The 14,067-nt window shown below is 62.5% G+C and carries 12 protein-coding genes and 1 tRNA gene; 10 read left to right on the forward strand and 3 right to left on the reverse strand.

What is annotated here, in order from left to right:
• Positions 1-138 precede the first annotated feature (138 nt).
• The 8 genes from AB7M16_RS27780 to AB7M16_RS27815 all read left to right on the forward strand — a co-directional run bounded on the left by AB7M16_RS27780 (position 139) and on the right by AB7M16_RS27815 (position 8,675).
• Positions 139-492 (forward strand): hypothetical protein, encoded by a 354-nt coding sequence (locus AB7M16_RS27780; protein WP_212254348.1) that lies wholly within the window; start codon positions 139-141, stop codon positions 490-492.
• A gap of 263 nt (positions 493-755) precedes the next feature.
• A tRNA-Met gene (locus AB7M16_RS27785) sits at positions 756-832 on the forward strand.
• Positions 833-962: 130 nt separating this feature from the next.
• Positions 963-1,364: a VOC family protein gene (locus tag AB7M16_RS27790; RefSeq protein WP_453945639.1), complete on the forward strand. Its 402-nt coding sequence runs from the start codon at positions 963-965 to the stop codon at positions 1,362-1,364.
• Between the two features lie 261 nt (positions 1,365-1,625).
• A complete protein-coding gene (locus AB7M16_RS27795; RefSeq protein ID WP_453945640.1) occupies positions 1,626-3,338 on the forward strand; it encodes a tetratricopeptide repeat protein in 1,713 nt (570 codons plus the stop codon).
• A gap of 211 nt (positions 3,339-3,549) precedes the next feature.
• Complete coding sequence (locus tag AB7M16_RS27800; protein WP_453945641.1) at positions 3,550-5,055, forward strand: glucan biosynthesis protein G; 1,506 nt, start codon at positions 3,550-3,552, stop codon at positions 5,053-5,055.
• Positions 5,043-7,163, forward strand: a complete 2,121-nt coding sequence (mdoH, locus tag AB7M16_RS27805; protein ID WP_453945642.1) for a glucans biosynthesis glucosyltransferase MdoH — start codon at positions 5,043-5,045, stop codon at positions 7,161-7,163. The genes AB7M16_RS27800 and mdoH overlap by 13 nt, the downstream gene beginning before the upstream one ends.
• A gap of 208 nt (positions 7,164-7,371) precedes the next feature.
• Positions 7,372-7,680 carry a hypothetical protein gene (locus AB7M16_RS27810; RefSeq protein WP_212254354.1) on the forward strand — a complete coding sequence of 103 codons (309 nt, stop codon included), beginning with the start codon at positions 7,372-7,374 and terminating at the stop codon, positions 7,678-7,680.
• Positions 7,681-8,084: 404 nt separating this feature from the next.
• Positions 8,085-8,675, forward strand: a complete 591-nt coding sequence (locus tag AB7M16_RS27815) for a hypothetical protein (protein ID WP_453945643.1) — start codon at positions 8,085-8,087, stop codon at positions 8,673-8,675.
• Between the two features lie 57 nt (positions 8,676-8,732).
• On the opposite strand, the gene AB7M16_RS27820 is transcribed toward AB7M16_RS27815, so the two are convergent.
• The gene (locus AB7M16_RS27820) at positions 8,733-9,455 is read right to left on the reverse strand and encodes a response regulator transcription factor (RefSeq protein WP_212254355.1); all 723 of its coding nucleotides are present in this window, start codon (positions 9,453-9,455) and stop codon (positions 8,733-8,735) included.
• Positions 9,456-9,643: 188 nt separating this feature from the next.
• Here AB7M16_RS27820 and AB7M16_RS27825 point away from each other — a divergent pair, with 188 nt between their 5' ends.
• Both AB7M16_RS27825 and AB7M16_RS27830 read left to right on the forward strand, forming a co-directional pair.
• Positions 9,644-10,543 (forward strand): DUF3313 domain-containing protein, encoded by a 900-nt coding sequence (locus AB7M16_RS27825; protein ID WP_453945644.1) that lies wholly within the window; start codon positions 9,644-9,646, stop codon positions 10,541-10,543.
• Complete coding sequence (locus tag AB7M16_RS27830; RefSeq protein ID WP_453945645.1) at positions 10,543-11,907, forward strand: patatin-like phospholipase family protein; 1,365 nt, start codon at positions 10,543-10,545, stop codon at positions 11,905-11,907. Before AB7M16_RS27825 ends, AB7M16_RS27830 begins: the two co-directional genes overlap by 1 nt.
• Positions 11,908-11,937: 30 nt before the next feature.
• Here the strand turns inward: AB7M16_RS27830 and AB7M16_RS27835 are convergent, their stop codons facing one another.
• Positions 11,938-13,188, reverse strand: a complete 1,251-nt coding sequence (locus AB7M16_RS27835) for a sensor histidine kinase (protein ID WP_257187572.1) — start codon at positions 13,186-13,188, stop codon at positions 11,938-11,940.
• The gene (locus tag AB7M16_RS27840) at positions 13,185-13,913 is read right to left on the reverse strand and encodes a response regulator (protein WP_453945646.1); all 729 of its coding nucleotides are present in this window, start codon (positions 13,911-13,913) and stop codon (positions 13,185-13,187) included. The genes AB7M16_RS27835 and AB7M16_RS27840 overlap by 4 nt, the downstream gene beginning before the upstream one ends.
• Between the last annotated feature and the right edge of the window lie 154 nt (positions 13,914-14,067).

Below are 14,067 nucleotides of genomic sequence, written 5' to 3' on the forward strand. Positions count from 1 at the left end.
AATCCAGACTGTCTCTGCGGAGGGATTCTGGATTGCTTCGCTGCGCTCGCAATGACAAGGCAGGAAACCGGAGACGGGGCCCGATCACATCGCACTCCGCGCCGGGAACAGCCCGCCCTCCCTGCGCGTTTCCGTCCCATGCGCACGACAAACCTCATTCTTGCGGGCCTCCTGATCGCCGCCTCTGGCAGCGCGATCGCGCAGGCCCCGCCCGCCCCGGCGACGCCGCCACAACAGACCGCGCCGCCATCCCCGCAACGCGCCGCCGGCTGCGCCCCATCCGATCGGCTGGCTACCACCCCCGACGGCACCACCACCGGCCAGTCCCGGGAACCGCTCGGCGACAAGCTCGCCAAGACGGACGGCGTGCTCTGCCCGCCCTCGGGCGTCGATCCCGATATGCACGCCCCCGCGCCCAGCACCGGCGGCAACACCCCGGTGATCCCGCCCCCCGGCAGCCCCGGCGGCGACCCGAACGTCAGGCCGAAATAAGGGCCGCTTCCCTTCGCCTCTCCCCGCCGGGGAGAGGCCGGAATCCGCGCGAGAGCGCGGATTCCGGGTGAGGGGACCCTCCACGAGTCCGGCGCCGTAAAAATCGCAAATTCTGGTGAGAAATCGGGCCGAAGCGGACTTGTCGCGCCGAAGCCTCGGCGAAGGCGGAAGCTTTAGCGAAGGCGGATTGACTTACCCCCGCCCCCTTCCTTATATGCCGCGCGTTCGCGAGATCGGCCTCAAGTCGCCGTCGCGATCCCTGTGGCGGGGTAGCTCAGCTGGTTAGAGCACGGGAATCATAATCCTGGGGTCGGGGGTTCGAGTCCCTCCCCCGCTACCAATCATCTCCCCAAGCTCCCATTTGATAGTTCGGTAGACCTCAGCCTGATTGCATGGCGCCGGGTCTATTTGGACGGCGCGCCGCTTGTGCCGTCTGCAAGCACGCGCCGTTACGGGGGGAGTGTGGCGACATGGTCGAAGGTCTGCCAAGCGAAGTTGAAGTCATCACGCTGTTCGTTGATGACATTGCCGCTTCGAAGGCGTTCTACGCCAAGGTCTTTGCAGCCGAGACCATCTGGGAGGATGACGTCTCGTCCGTGCTGAAATTCGGCGGCCTCTTGATCAATCTTCTCGACGCCTCTCAAGCGCCTGCGCTTGTTACGCCGTTGCCGGTTGGGCCGTCCGCCGCGGGGCCCCGCGCGATGTTGACGATCAGGGTCACGGATGTCGATGCGGTGTGCTTCGCCCTTCGGGGGATTGGTGTCGATCTGCTCAATGGCCCGATCGACCGTCCATGGGGACGGCGAACCGCATCCTTCGCCGATCCTTCAGGTCATGTCTGGGAGATCGCTGAGCTAATCGGACGGACTTAGTCCGGTAGGATGGGTAGAGCTCTTGCGAAACCCATCTTGCCTCGTCCGCGGATGAACCTTGATGGGTTTCGCTTCGCTCTATTCATCAAGAATCACGCCGGCACCACCATTGATAATGGTCCAGCCCGTCGGACTGACCTGGCCGTCGCGCCGGCCCTCGAAGGTTCGCTCGGGAAGCAAGCGACCGGTTCTGTGATCACCATCACAGGTGTGGCCGCCTTTCCCTGTCTATACTGCCGGTTCGGAAGCAGGGTAGCGACCATGCGGAATCGGATTGCACTGGTTTTCAGTTTCTTTTTCACTTTTCTGGCAGCCGCGGATCTTGCGGCCGCAGACGACCGGACAATCTGCGCGCAGCGCGGCCATGAGGACCGCATCGCCGCGTGTTCGCGGCTGATCGCAAAGAGCGGCGGGCGCGACGCCTTGGCGTTCGACAATCGCGGTGCCGAATATGGCGACAAGGGCGACTACGATCGCGCAATCTCCGATTTCAGCGAGGCCATCCGCATCGATCCGAAATACGCGCTTGCCTGGCAGCATCGCGGCGCCGCCCTGCTTCGCCGGAACGAGGTGGATCGGGCCATCGCCGACCTGACCGCCTCGATCCGGCTCGATGCAAACAATCTGAACGCCTTGAACGACCGCGGCATGGCCTATGCCGCTGCAGGTGATTCCGAGCGCGCGCTTTCGGATTACAACGCAGCGATCCGCATCAATCCGAGGTTCAAGTTCGCCTACTTCAATCGAGGGCGGCTCTATGCCGGCAAGGGCGACCACACCCGGGCGATCGCCGAATACTCCGAGGTCATTCGCATTGACCCGACCTACGGTTATGCGTTCAACAATCGCGGACTGTCCTATCAGCACACCGGCCAGTCCGAGCGTGCCGTGGCCGATTTCAGCGAGGCGATCCGGCTTTTGCCGAGGACGACGCTGGCCTACAACAACCGCGGCGACATCTACCTCCTTCAGGGCAGGTACGATCAAGCCCTCGCCGATTTCAACGAGTCGCTGCGCAATGATCCGCAACATCAGAGCGCGCTGGTAAACCGCGGAATGGTGTTCGAGAAGCTGGGCGAGGTCGCAAAGGCCCGCGCCGACTTCAACGCAGCTCTGGCTGCCCCGCAGAAGTACGACAGCGCGAAATGGTCGATGGACAAGGCACGCGAACGCCTCGCCGCGCTGGACGATACGTCCATCAAGACCGTTCCTCCCGCCACCACCACGTCGGTCATCGCGCTGCCGGGACCGTCAAGTAGAAATGACAGGCGCATCGCGCTCGTGGTCGGAAACTCCGCTTATGAGAATGTCGCAGCGCTCGCCAATCCGGCGCGCGATGCGGCGCTCGTCGCCGAAACGCTCAAGCTCACCGGATTCGATTCCGTCACGCTGCTGACCGATCTGCGCAAGGATGCGTTGACCGCGGCGCTGCGCGACTTTGCAAGGCAGGCGGAAATCGCCGACTGGGCGATGGTATATTACGCCGGTCACGGCATGGAGGTCGGCGGCGTCAACTATCTGATCCCGATCGACGCGAAGATCGCCTCCGACCGCGACGTCAGCTTCGAAGCCGTGGCGCTGGATCAGGTGTTGAACGCGGCGGAACGCGCCAAGCGGCTGCGCCTCATCATCCTCGATGCCTGCCGCGACAATCCCTTCGCCACCCAGATGAAGCGCACCATGACGCTGGCGTCGCGTTCGGTGTCGCGCGGCCTTGCGGCGATCGAGCCCGAGGCGGGCACGCTGGTGGTGTATGCCGCCAAGGACGGAGAGATGGCGCTCGACGGAGTGGGCAGGAACAGCCCGTTCGCCACGGCGTTCGTCGACAATATGCGCAAGCCCGGTCTCGAGGTGCGCCGGCTGTTCGACGTCGTGCGTGACGACGTCATGGAGGCGACCAATCGTGCACAAAAGCCGTTCAGCTACGGATCGGTCTCGGGCCGGCAGGATTTTTACTTCGTTGCCGGGAAATGAGACCTGAGGGGCCTTCCCTGTGCCCTCCTGGCTTTCAGAGGGCGGAGTGACGAAGCAAAGCTCGGGCGAAGGTCGTCGCGAGGATGCGAAACCGTGTCGCAATCAGCCGGCGACCTCACGCGGCGTGCGAGGGTGGAACTGGGCCGACTGGAACTCGTGGGCGCGTCGGCCGTTGCTTGGCCGCGGCAATTGCAAGCGAGTAGGAGAGTACGTGAACCGACGCCAGCTTGTTCAAGGGTCGGCAGCGCTGCCGGCGCTGCTGCTTGCTTCCCGACGCAGTCTGGCCGCCCCTTCGGATGACATGTTCGGGCCGTCCACCGTGAGGGACCTGGCGCGGAGGTTGGCGAGCAAGCCGTACGAGGCGCCGGACGAGAAGCTGCCGAGTGGATTGAAGGACCTGGACTACGATCAGTATCGTTCGATCCGCTTTTTGCCCGAGCGGGCGCTCTGGCGCGGCAAGAATCTTCCGTTCGAGGCGCAGTTCTTCCACCGCGGCTTCTTTTACAAGAACAGGGTGAACATCTTCGAGGTCGCGGACGGAAAGGCGTCCGAGCTAAAGTACCGCAAGGCGGACTTCTCCTTTGGCGAGAAGGTCCCGGCGTTCGAGGACATCGATCTCGGGTTCGCAGGCTTCCGCATCCACGCGCCGATGAACCGTCCCGACTATTACGACGAGGTCTGCGTCTTCCTGGGCGCGAGCTACTTCCGCGCCGTGGCCAAGGGGCAGACCTACGGACTTTCCGCCCGGGGGCTCTCGATCGATACGGGCGAAGCCAAGGGCGAGGAATTTCCGCTCTTCAAGACGTTCTGGCTTGAGCGGCCGGCGCCGGGTGCGACATCGTTGGTGATTCATGCCCTGCTCGACAGCAAGAGCTGCGCCGCGAGCTATCGGTTCACGGTGCGGCCCGGTGAGACGACGGTCTTCGACGTCGAAATGTCGGTCTACCCGCGCGTCGAGATGCCGCGGGCCGGTCTCGCGCCCATGACCAGCATGTTCTTTTACGGTCCGAACGACCGCAACGACATCGACGATTTCCGCCCCTCAGTCCACGATTCCGATGGCCTTGGGATATTCAATGGGAAGGGCGAGAGCCTGTGGCGGCCGCTCAGCAATCCCCGCGATCTCCAGATCAGCACCTTCCAGGATCTCAATCCGCGTGGCTTCGGGCTGATGCAGCGGGAGAGAAACTTCTTCGCCTACCAGGACATCGAATCCAGCTTCGAAAAACGCCCAAGTCTCTGGATGGAGCCGATCGGGGATTGGGGCGAGGGCGGGGTCGTGCTGTTCGAGATCCCGACCAAGGAGGAGGTCCACGACAACATCGCCGCCTTCTGGCGGCCGAAAAACCCGCTGCAGGCCAAGGGCGAACACAACTACACCTATCGGCTGCATTGGGGGCCGGATAGCCCGAAGCCGCATTCGCTGGCCAGATTCACGCGAAGCGGGATCGGGGCGAGGGGCGAGGACGCGCGCCTGTTCGTGCTCGATCTGCTCGGCGACAACCTCAAGGGCATCGATCCTGCCGGTGTCAAAGGCGTGGTGACGGCGGAGAAGTCCGAAGTGAAGAACATCGTCACGCAGCCCAATCCCCACACAGGTGGGTGGCGGCTCAGCTTCCAGTGCCAGGTGAAAAGCGAGCCGATCGAGCTGCGGGCGTTCCTGGCCCAAGTCGACAAGCCCTTGTCGGAAATCTGGGTCTACCGATGGGCGCCCTGAGCACGGCACCGCGGCCGATGGCCGGCGATATCGCGACCCAGCGCCTGCTGCCGGGCGAGTCCCCCCTTCCGATGGCTCCCGGCGACCTCGGAAAAAACCAGGTCGCCCACCGCATTCCTGCGCCGGTTGCTCCCGCGATGGCTTGGCGGCGCGGCCTCATCGTCGTCTCGACGGCGGCGCTCACGGCGGCCGGCGGATATGAGATGTATCGCGTGCTGCAGGTGGGCGGCGTCACCGTCCTTGAAGCCATGGTGCTGGCGCTCTTCCTGGTCCTGCTCGCCTGGGTCGCCTTCTCGTTCGCCTCCGCGCTGGCCGGCTTCTTCGTGCTGCTGGCCCATCGTCCGGGCGCCTTCGCGCCGGACGCGGAGCTGCCTGCGATCGCAAGCCGCACCGCCATGCTGCTTCCCACCTACAACGAAGACCCGCACCGATTGACGGCGCGGCTCCGCGCGATCATCGAATCCCTGGAGACGACCTCGCAAGGAAGGCTGTTCGACTGGTACGTTCTGAGCGACAGCACCGATCCGGACATCTGGGTCGCCGAAGAAAAGGCGCTCCTCGCGCTGCGACAGGCGGTGGGGACGCCACGGCTGTACTATCGACACCGAGGCGAGAATACGGCGCGCAAAGCCGGGAATATCTCCGAGTGGATCACGCGGTTCGGCGGCGCGTACGATTTCATGATCGTGCTCGATGCCGACAGTCTCATGAGCGGGCAGACCATCGTCCGACTGGTCCACGCCATGGAGAGCAATCCGAGCGCCGGGCTCGTCCAGACGCTCCCCATGGTCGTCAACGCGCGAAGCCTGTTCAGCCGGGTCCAGCAATTCGCGGGCCGCCTGTACGGACCGTTGATCGCCGCCGGCGTCGCCTGGTGGCACGGCTCCGAAGGCAATTACTGGGGCCACAACGCGATCATCCGCGTGAAGGCGTTCGCGGAATCGGCCGCGCTGCCGCAGCTGCGCGGGCGCAAGCCATTCGGCGGGCACATCCTCAGCCACGATTTCGTCGAAGCTGCGCTGATGCGGCGCGCGGGGTGGGGCATCTACATGCTGCCGACGCTCGGCGGAAGCTACGAAGAGGTGCCGCCCTCGCTGCTCGATTTTGCCGCGCGCGACCGACGCTGGTGCCAGGGCAATCTTCAGCATCTGGCTGTCGTGCCGGCGCGGGGTCTCCACTGGGTGTCGCGCCTGCACTTCATGGTGGGGATAGGGGCATATCTGACGGCACCGCTCTGGCTGCTGTTCCTCTTGCTGGGCATGCTGATCTCGTTGCAGGCCCGCTTCGTGCGTCCGGAGTATTTTCCGAAGGGTTTCTCGTTGTTTCCGACGTGGCCGGCCCAGGATCCCGTGCTCGCCATCTGGGTGTTCGTCGCCACGATGGGTCTGCTGCTGTTGCCGAAGCTGCTCAGCCTCGTCCTCGTTTGGATGCGGGGCTCGGCGAGACGCCAGTTCGGCGGCGCGTTGCGAGCCTCGGCCGGAGTTCTCGCAGAGATCATAGTTTCCGCGCTGATGGCGCCGGTGATGATGATCTTTCAGTCGATCGCCGTGGTCGAGATTCTGGCCGGCCGCGATGCCGGCTGGCAGACGCAAAGGCGCGACGACGGCACGGTGGAGCGCCGCGAACTCTATCGGAAGTACGGCATTCCAACCATGTGCGGCGTCGCGATGGCCGCAAGCGCCTACGCCGTTTCGCTGCCCCTGCTGCTTTGGATGTCGCCGGTCATCGTTGGTCTGCTGTTCGCCGTTCCCATAGGCGCGCTGACCGCCATACCCGTCTCCGGAAGATTGTTCGTCACTCCCGAAGAGCGAGAGCCGCCTCCGGTGCTGCGGCGAGCGAACGAACTGAGCGCGTCGGCGGACGCAGGGGGCAACCCCGCGTTGCTGGAGCTGCGCCAAGACCCCGCGCTCCTGGCCTTCCACCTCGCTCAGCTGCCGCCGCCTCGCCCCACCAGGCCCGACACCGTCGACGCCAACCTGGCGGTCGGACGTGCCAAGATCGATGCCAGCGAGACTTTCGAGGAGGCCGCAGAGCATCTGTCCTCGCGGGAGATCTTCTCGATCTTGAACGACGGTTCGGCGCTCTCGACCGTGTTGCAGAAGCCATGACGTTTCGGCCTGCCGGGCGCGCCCATCGGCGAGCGGCGAGCATTGGGCACGGAGCCCTTGCTTCGATGGGGCCGCCCTGCAGCGCCGCCCGCCTTTCCGCGACCGCGCTGGACTATTGCGGACGCCTTCGAGGTGATGTTGATGCTCCGCCCCACGGAACCGGCGAGCTTTGTTCGCTGTTTGCATCCGGGAAGTACGGTGAACCGCGATGAAATGGATGCTGGTGGTTCTGGTCGGCGGCGTGACGCCGGTCAACACAGACTTGCTGTTTGACAAGTTCGCTGATTGCCTTTCGGCGGAAGAGCAGATGCGCAAGCACTATGCTGACGCTTTCGAGGCTTGGGACAAGTGGGCGGCAGTGAACATCGAGCGGCGTCGCGACTATTCCAAAGCCCGGGAGGCGCAAGCCAAGCGCTTGTTGAGCAATGTTGGAACGTGCGTGCCTCATGGTGACGGCGCCGTCGTGAAGCCGGAGGCCAGCCCTTCACCGACGCCTTCGCCCAAGCCCAGCCCATGACGAGCAAACGAAGCGACTGCGAGCATGCTGCGGGGCTGGCTCGGATGCCGAGACCGCTTCGACGCAAGCCTGCGCGCACGCTGTGGCATCCGCGCGGCCAGGAGGACGGGGTCATGCCTGGATTGGCGAGCAAGAGTCCATGCCAGGCAGCTGTCGCCTGATGCACCCGGTTCGGCAACTCGGCCGTTCTGACATCTTTTGACTCAACATGCCGACGCGCAGAAACGTTCAGTCACACACGGCCCAATTTGGATCCAGGTGCCCGGATAACGAGCGCGGGTCCGGAGAAGGGCGGCGCTCGATTTCATCAAGATCGGACGTTCGTCGGGTGGTTCAGCTTTGCAAGAGCGGAAAGCGGGGTCTGCCGCGTCGAAGGGCCTGATGTTCGCGCTGCAGTGCGCGGTATGCAGCTGACCAATGGATCGAAGCCTGGAGCGACGATCAATGTTCCAGAAGGAGGGCAGATGATTTTCGCAATGGTAAGCGCAATGAAAAGCCTGCCAATGTGCCGGTTGAAGATGTCACGGAGCCTCGGTTTCTCGGTGCTGATGGCCGTCGCCGTCGCATCGCCTGCATCAGCGCAGGCGAGCTTCAATAACGTCGCCGGGTCATGGTCGGGCAGTGGTTGGATGAGGCCTAAGGACGGGCCCCGGGAGCGGGTCCGCTGTAAGGTCGACTACGTTCCCAAGAACGAAGGTCAATCCGTCAAGATGAATGTGCGCTGCGCGAGCGACGCGTACAAGATGGATCTGGGCGCTACAATCGAACAAAGCGGCTCGGAGCTTTCAGGAAACTGGTTCGAAAGCCAGTACCGCGTCGGGGGCAAGGTCTATGGGCAAAATCAGAATGGCGTGATCGATGCCCGCATCGAGGGCGACAAGATCACAGCGTTGCTCGTCGTTCGCACGAAAGGAAGCCGCCAATCCTTCGTCATGGAGTCGCCGGGAGCCTGGGTGTCCGAGGTCTCCATCGATCTTACGCGTGATGCGCGATGAAGCGAACAAAGCGCCGACATTCGCATTCAGACGACAGCCGATTGAGCGGCAACAGGCTTAGGAGTGCTCGTCCAGATAGCTGACCGTGGCCGCGAGCTGATAGCCGCCGTTGCGCACCGTCTTGAAGATGTGATTTGCGCCGCCCTCTGCAAGTTTGCGCCGCAGTCGACTGATCAGCACATCAATGGAGCGGTCTAGGACGTCTCCATCGCGCCCGCGGGTCAGATCGAGCAATTGGTCGCGAGACAGAACGCGACCGGGACGGTCGAGAAACGTCAAGAGAAGATCAAACTCCGCCCCGGTCAAATCGATCGAGTCGCCTTGCGGAGCGACCACCGACCGGGCGGACGGATCGGCGACGAACCCTTCGAAGAGGTAGCGACCCTTCCGGCCGTGAGAGGGGCGGTCATCGTCGCCGCGTCGGAGCACAGCACGAATCCGGGCGATCAGCTCACGCGGGTTGAACGGTTTGCCGAGATAGTCGTCGGCGCCGATCTCCAGACCGATGATCCGATCCACGTCTTCCTTCAGAGCAGTGAGCAGGATGATCGGAATCCGCGACCGCGTGGACCGGAGATCGCGACAAAGATCGAGTCCGGACCCGTCCGGCAGCATCACGTCCAGCACGATCAGATCGATCTGATTCGTGGCGATCCGTTCACGTACTTCCACGCAGCGGGACGCGAGTTGAACCCGGAAGCCCTGCTCCTTGATGTAGCGAGCAAGGAGCTTGCGGATCTCTAAGTCATCATCGACGACAAGGATTTGGGGAATGTGCATGGGCGCCGGTTTAGTCCGGTTGGAACAGGCTGAAGGGTAATATTTGTAACGAAGGCTGTCCTCAATTCGGGCCGGACATCTTTCGACACAAATGGCGGTCGGCCAGCAACATTAGGTCATCCGCAGCCAGATTCCGAGCCATGTAGCCCGTTTATCAAGAGCGCAGGGTTCACAATAAGGGGGTCTGAATGCGCTCCGCCGCCGGTCTTAACCATCCTGGTTCATATCCGTCGTTTCCGTATCAACGCCGGTGGCCGCTCGGATATTGCGTTTCGGCCCTGCTCATCCTTGCACTGTTGCCGGGTTGCGCGACCCCCGCCCTGGTCCAGGGCAACGGGCTCTCCTCTTACGAGGGATTGAAGCAGTCGGACGGAAAGATCACCAAGTCCCGTCTTCAGGTGAAGAAAGAGCAGGTAGCGGCGGCGAAGACGATCAATATCGCACCGACGGCATTCCCTGCCCACGTTGCGCCTGCCCTAACCCATGAACAGCGTATCCTTGTCGCCAACACGGTAAGCCGCGCCTTGTGCATCAATTTGAGCGACAGATTCAGGGTGGTGTCGTCCGATCAACAGGCGGATTTGACCGTGCGTGCGGCCATTACGCGTGCGACGCCGACTGATGAAGTCGCCGCGGGCGTCTCGGCCGCGGCGAAGCTCGGTTCGAGCTTCGTGGATACGGCCGTTCCGATTCCGGTGCCCCGCATTCCGGTTGGGCTCGGAGACTTGTCCATCGAAGCCGAGGCCGTCGACGCCACGGGGCGACAGCAAGCCGCCATGATCTGGGGAAGAGGGGCGAACGCCTTTTTCAGCACGCCGAGAGCATCGAAAGCCAGTGACGCTTACGATCTCGCTCGGGACTTCGGCGACGATTTCGCCAAGATGCTCAATAAGGGTGAAAGTCCCTTCGAAGGCTTTAGTATCGAGATCCCGTCCTTGGAAAAGGTCGGTTCGAATATTGGTCTCGCTCCCAAGTATGCGGCGTGCGAAACCTACGGCCGCGCTCCTGGGATCGCCGGTCTCGTCGGCGGCAAACTGGGCCTTCCTCCTGAATGGACCGATGATGGTCCAGTGGAGACACGAAAGTAGTGGCGATCAAGGACGGCCGCATGGGCAGACACAGCCTTTGCGGCTCGACCGCGAAGAACGCCATGATGATGGTCATCCGCACCATCGAGTACGGCCCCGTCATGTATGCGTCCAGATCGGCGATGCGCGTGGCCGCGCTGTTTCTGATGACCGGCCTTCTTTGCGGATGCGCCTCCATGTTCCCGCGCGATGTGGTTCCGAAACGACTGATCGACGAGGCCGAACTCGCCGGGATGCCGAACGTCCGGGTATGGGGGGATGCTCCGCCTGAGGCGCTTGCCGCCCTGTCTACGATCAAACAAATCCGGAGGAAGCCGAATGCCGCTCATGGTCGTCTCGGCCAACAACCGGATGAGCTTAACATTCTCGCAATATCTGGCGGAGGCGACAACGGTGCCTTCGGCGCCGGTCTCTTGGTCGGGTGGGGTGATGCGGGCACGAGACCTGAGTTCGATCTGGTCACCGGGGTCAGTGCCGGCGCGTTGACTGCGCCGTTCGTCTACCTGGGGCGGACCAGAGATGCGGCATTGAAAGAGGTGTTCACGAGGTACGAGCGCAGCGATATCTACGATCCCGGCGTCGTAGCGCCATTGCTCGGATCGGGCCTGGTCGACAGCTCTCCGCTCGAGAGCCTGATAGCAAAGTATGTCGATGATCAATTCCTCCGCGATATCGCGATGGAGCGGCGCAAGGGCCGAGTATTGCTCATCGGAACGACGAATTTGGACGCGCAGCGTCCGGTTCTATGGGATGTGGGACGCATAGCCATGAGCAATCATCCCCAAGCCCTGCCCCTCTTCCGGAAGATCCTGCTGGCTTCCGCTTCTGTGCCGGGTGCCTTTCCTCCCGTCCGCATCAAGGTCAGTGTTGCAGATCGGACCTTCGAGGAACTGCACGTCGATGGGGGCGTGACTCAGCAGGTTTTCGTGCCGCGACCTTCGATGATCATTCGTACCGACGTCCCAACCAAGAGAGCCGCTACACGCCTCTTCATCATCCGAAACGGAAAGATCAACCCGGAATGGGAAGCCGTAGAACCGGGCATTTTCTCTATTTCTCTGAGATCGATCTCCACCCTGATCAAGAATCAAAGCATCGGCGACCTCTATCGCATTTATGCGAAGGCCGAGATCGACGGTACCGACTTCAACCTTGCGGCAATTCCGTCGACCTTTCGAGCGACGAGGGAGACGTCGTTTGAGCAGGGATATATGAAAGCGTTGTACACCGAAGGCTATCGTTCGGGTTACGAGGGCTACCAGTGGATGAAGGCACCCCCGGGAATCGCGAACAACCCGAAGCCGCTGGGACGCGTCTCCAGTTCGGCATCGCCCCCCGCCAGCCAGGGTGCGGAGCTCCGGTAAGTGTGTCCCGTCGCTGTGAAAGGGGACCCGTCAGTGTGGCTCCGCCGGAAGCGATTGCGCAACCGGCAGCGTCACGGTCTGGATCAGCCCCCGGAATGATCCGTTCTGGATTTTGATGCTGCCGCCGGCGCGCTGAACGATCTCTTTCGCGATCGTCAAACCGAGTCCGGCACCATCGAACTGCTTCGTGCGCGCCCGGTCGACGCGGAAGAACGGCTCGAAAACCTGCCCGATGAGATCGGGCGGAATCCCCGGACCGTCGTCGTCGATCACAACGACGGCGTCGTTCGCGCTGCTTTGGACGGCAACCCGGGCCCGCTTACCATGCGTGGATGCATTTATGAGCAAATTCCTGAAGGCGCGGCTCAGACCCGTTCGATTCGCGAGCGCGGTCGCCGCCGCAGAGCTGGTCAGGGTGATGTCGTAAGATAGCGTTCGAAGCTCGTCCACGAGGTCGGAAACGAGAATGTCCAGCCGGATCGGCTCGGGCGCCGATTTGCCGGAGTCCTCTCTCACGAGAAGTATTGCGCTGTCCGCGATCCTTTCCAGCTCGTCCATATCCTTGAGCCACATTTGGCGGTCTTCTTCATCCGCGACGAACTCGGCGCGCAGGCGCATACGGGTGATCGGTGTCCGTAAGTCATGGCCCGCTGCCGCGACGAGCCGCATTCGGCTTTCCATTGCCGCCTTCAGCCGGGAAGACAGAGAATTCAGCGCTCTGGCTGCGACCCGTACCTCCGCCGGTCCTGTCACGGCCAGTTCGGGAAGAACACCGTCCGGGCCTACGGTCTCGATCGCGCGTTCGAGAAGTACGAGGGGTTTGACCATCCGGTTCGCGAAAAAGAGAGCGACCGCCATCGTGCCCAGCGTGGTCAGCGCAAGCCAAATCAAAAGGAGATGGAAGATGCCGCCCGCGGGAGGCAAGTCAGGGATTTGCGTGACGACCCATCCTTGATCAACCGGAATGGACAGGAGAGGAAGGTCGTCCTTGCGGGACACGATGACGTCGCGGGGGATCCCGCGGGCCGTCAGAGCGGCGCGCAGCCACGTGGTGAGATTGGTTTCGACTTCACCGCCCGCAGCGGCCTGTTGAACGATGACCAATTTGGGAGCGACCTGCCCAACTCGCGTCAATAACTCTACTTGGTCGACGAGTGGACTGATTGCCTCCCGTTCGTTGGGCGGATCAAACAGGTAGACGAGAATCCCGGTCAGAATGCAGACCACCGAGATGATCACGACGGTGAGAAGGACGGCGAGTTTGGCGCGCAGAGTGTTCACGCCGGAAAGTCCTGCACCCCGATCTTCGCGACGAGTTGATAACCGCCGTTGCGAACTGTCTTGAAGAGGGGCGGCATTCCGGAAGTGTCCAGTTTGCGCCTCAACCGGCTGACGAGGACATCGATGGAGCGATCAAAGACCTCTCCCTCCCGGCCGCGCGTAAGGTCGAGGAGTTGATCCCGCGAAAGCACACGTCCCGGTCTGTCGAGGAAGACCTGCAACAGGTCGAATTCCGCGCCGGTCAGTTCCAGGGCATTGCCCTGCGCATCGGTTACGCTGCGCAACTGAGGATCGGCCGTAAGGCCGTCGAATCGGTACTTCCTCGTTTCTTGAGATCGAAGACTTCTTTCTGAGCGGCGTCGCAAGACGGCGCGAATTCTGGCGACCAGTTCTCTCGGATTGAACGGCTTGCCGAGATAATCGTCGGCTCCCATTTCCAGACCTACGATGCGATCGACATCCTCCTTGAGCGCCGTCAGAAGGATAACGGGAATCATGTTCCGTTTCGCTCGCAAATCGCGGCAGGCGTCGAGCCCGGAGCCGTCCGGAAGCATCACATCCAGAACCACGAGATCGACCTGTTCGGCCGCAAGGCGCTCGCGCATCTCGTTGCAGCTCGATGCCAGGACGACGCGAAGCGACTGGCTTTCGATGTAGCGGGCAAGCAGCTTACGAATCTCGGGATCGTCGTCGACGACCAGGATCTGAGGAGTGTGTTCGTTCATGGATGCCCTTCACGGTGGCTCGGAAGCACGGTTTTACCGGTAAGCAGGCTCGAAAAAAGCCGGAACTCGTAACGAAAGGCGCCAAGGCACCGATCTAGCAACATTTCGACACAAATGGGCACCCGCCCGAGACGATCCGACACAAATTGTACTA

The sequence above is a fragment of the Bradyrhizobium sp. USDA 372 genome, assembly GCF_053629095.1.

What these genes read in the sequence shown, in the direction of transcription:
- AB7M16_RS27780 (WP_212254348.1), top strand. Translation starts at nt 139, where the DNA reads ATGCGCACGACAAACCTCATTCTTGCGGGCCTCCTGATCGCCGCCTCT.
- AB7M16_RS27790 (WP_453945639.1), top strand. Translation starts at nt 963, where the DNA reads ATGGTCGAAGGTCTGCCAAGCGAAGTTGAAGTCATCACGCTGTTCGTT.
- AB7M16_RS27795 (WP_453945640.1), top strand. Translation starts at nt 1,626, where the DNA reads ATGCGGAATCGGATTGCACTGGTTTTCAGTTTCTTTTTCACTTTTCTG.
- mdoH (WP_453945642.1), top strand. Translation starts at nt 5,043, where the DNA reads ATGGGCGCCCTGAGCACGGCACCGCGGCCGATGGCCGGCGATATCGCG.
- AB7M16_RS27810 (WP_212254354.1), top strand. Translation starts at nt 7,372, where the DNA reads ATGAAATGGATGCTGGTGGTTCTGGTCGGCGGCGTGACGCCGGTCAAC.
- AB7M16_RS27815 (WP_453945643.1), top strand. Translation starts at nt 8,085, where the DNA reads ATGCAGCTGACCAATGGATCGAAGCCTGGAGCGACGATCAATGTTCCA.
- AB7M16_RS27820 (WP_212254355.1), bottom strand. Translation starts at nt 9,455, where the DNA reads ATGCACATTCCCCAAATCCTTGTCGTCGATGATGACTTAGAGATCCGC.
- AB7M16_RS27825 (WP_453945644.1), top strand. Translation starts at nt 9,644, where the DNA reads ATGCGCTCCGCCGCCGGTCTTAACCATCCTGGTTCATATCCGTCGTTT.
- AB7M16_RS27840 (WP_453945646.1), bottom strand. Translation starts at nt 13,913, where the DNA reads ATGAACGAACACACTCCTCAGATCCTGGTCGTCGACGACGATCCCGAG.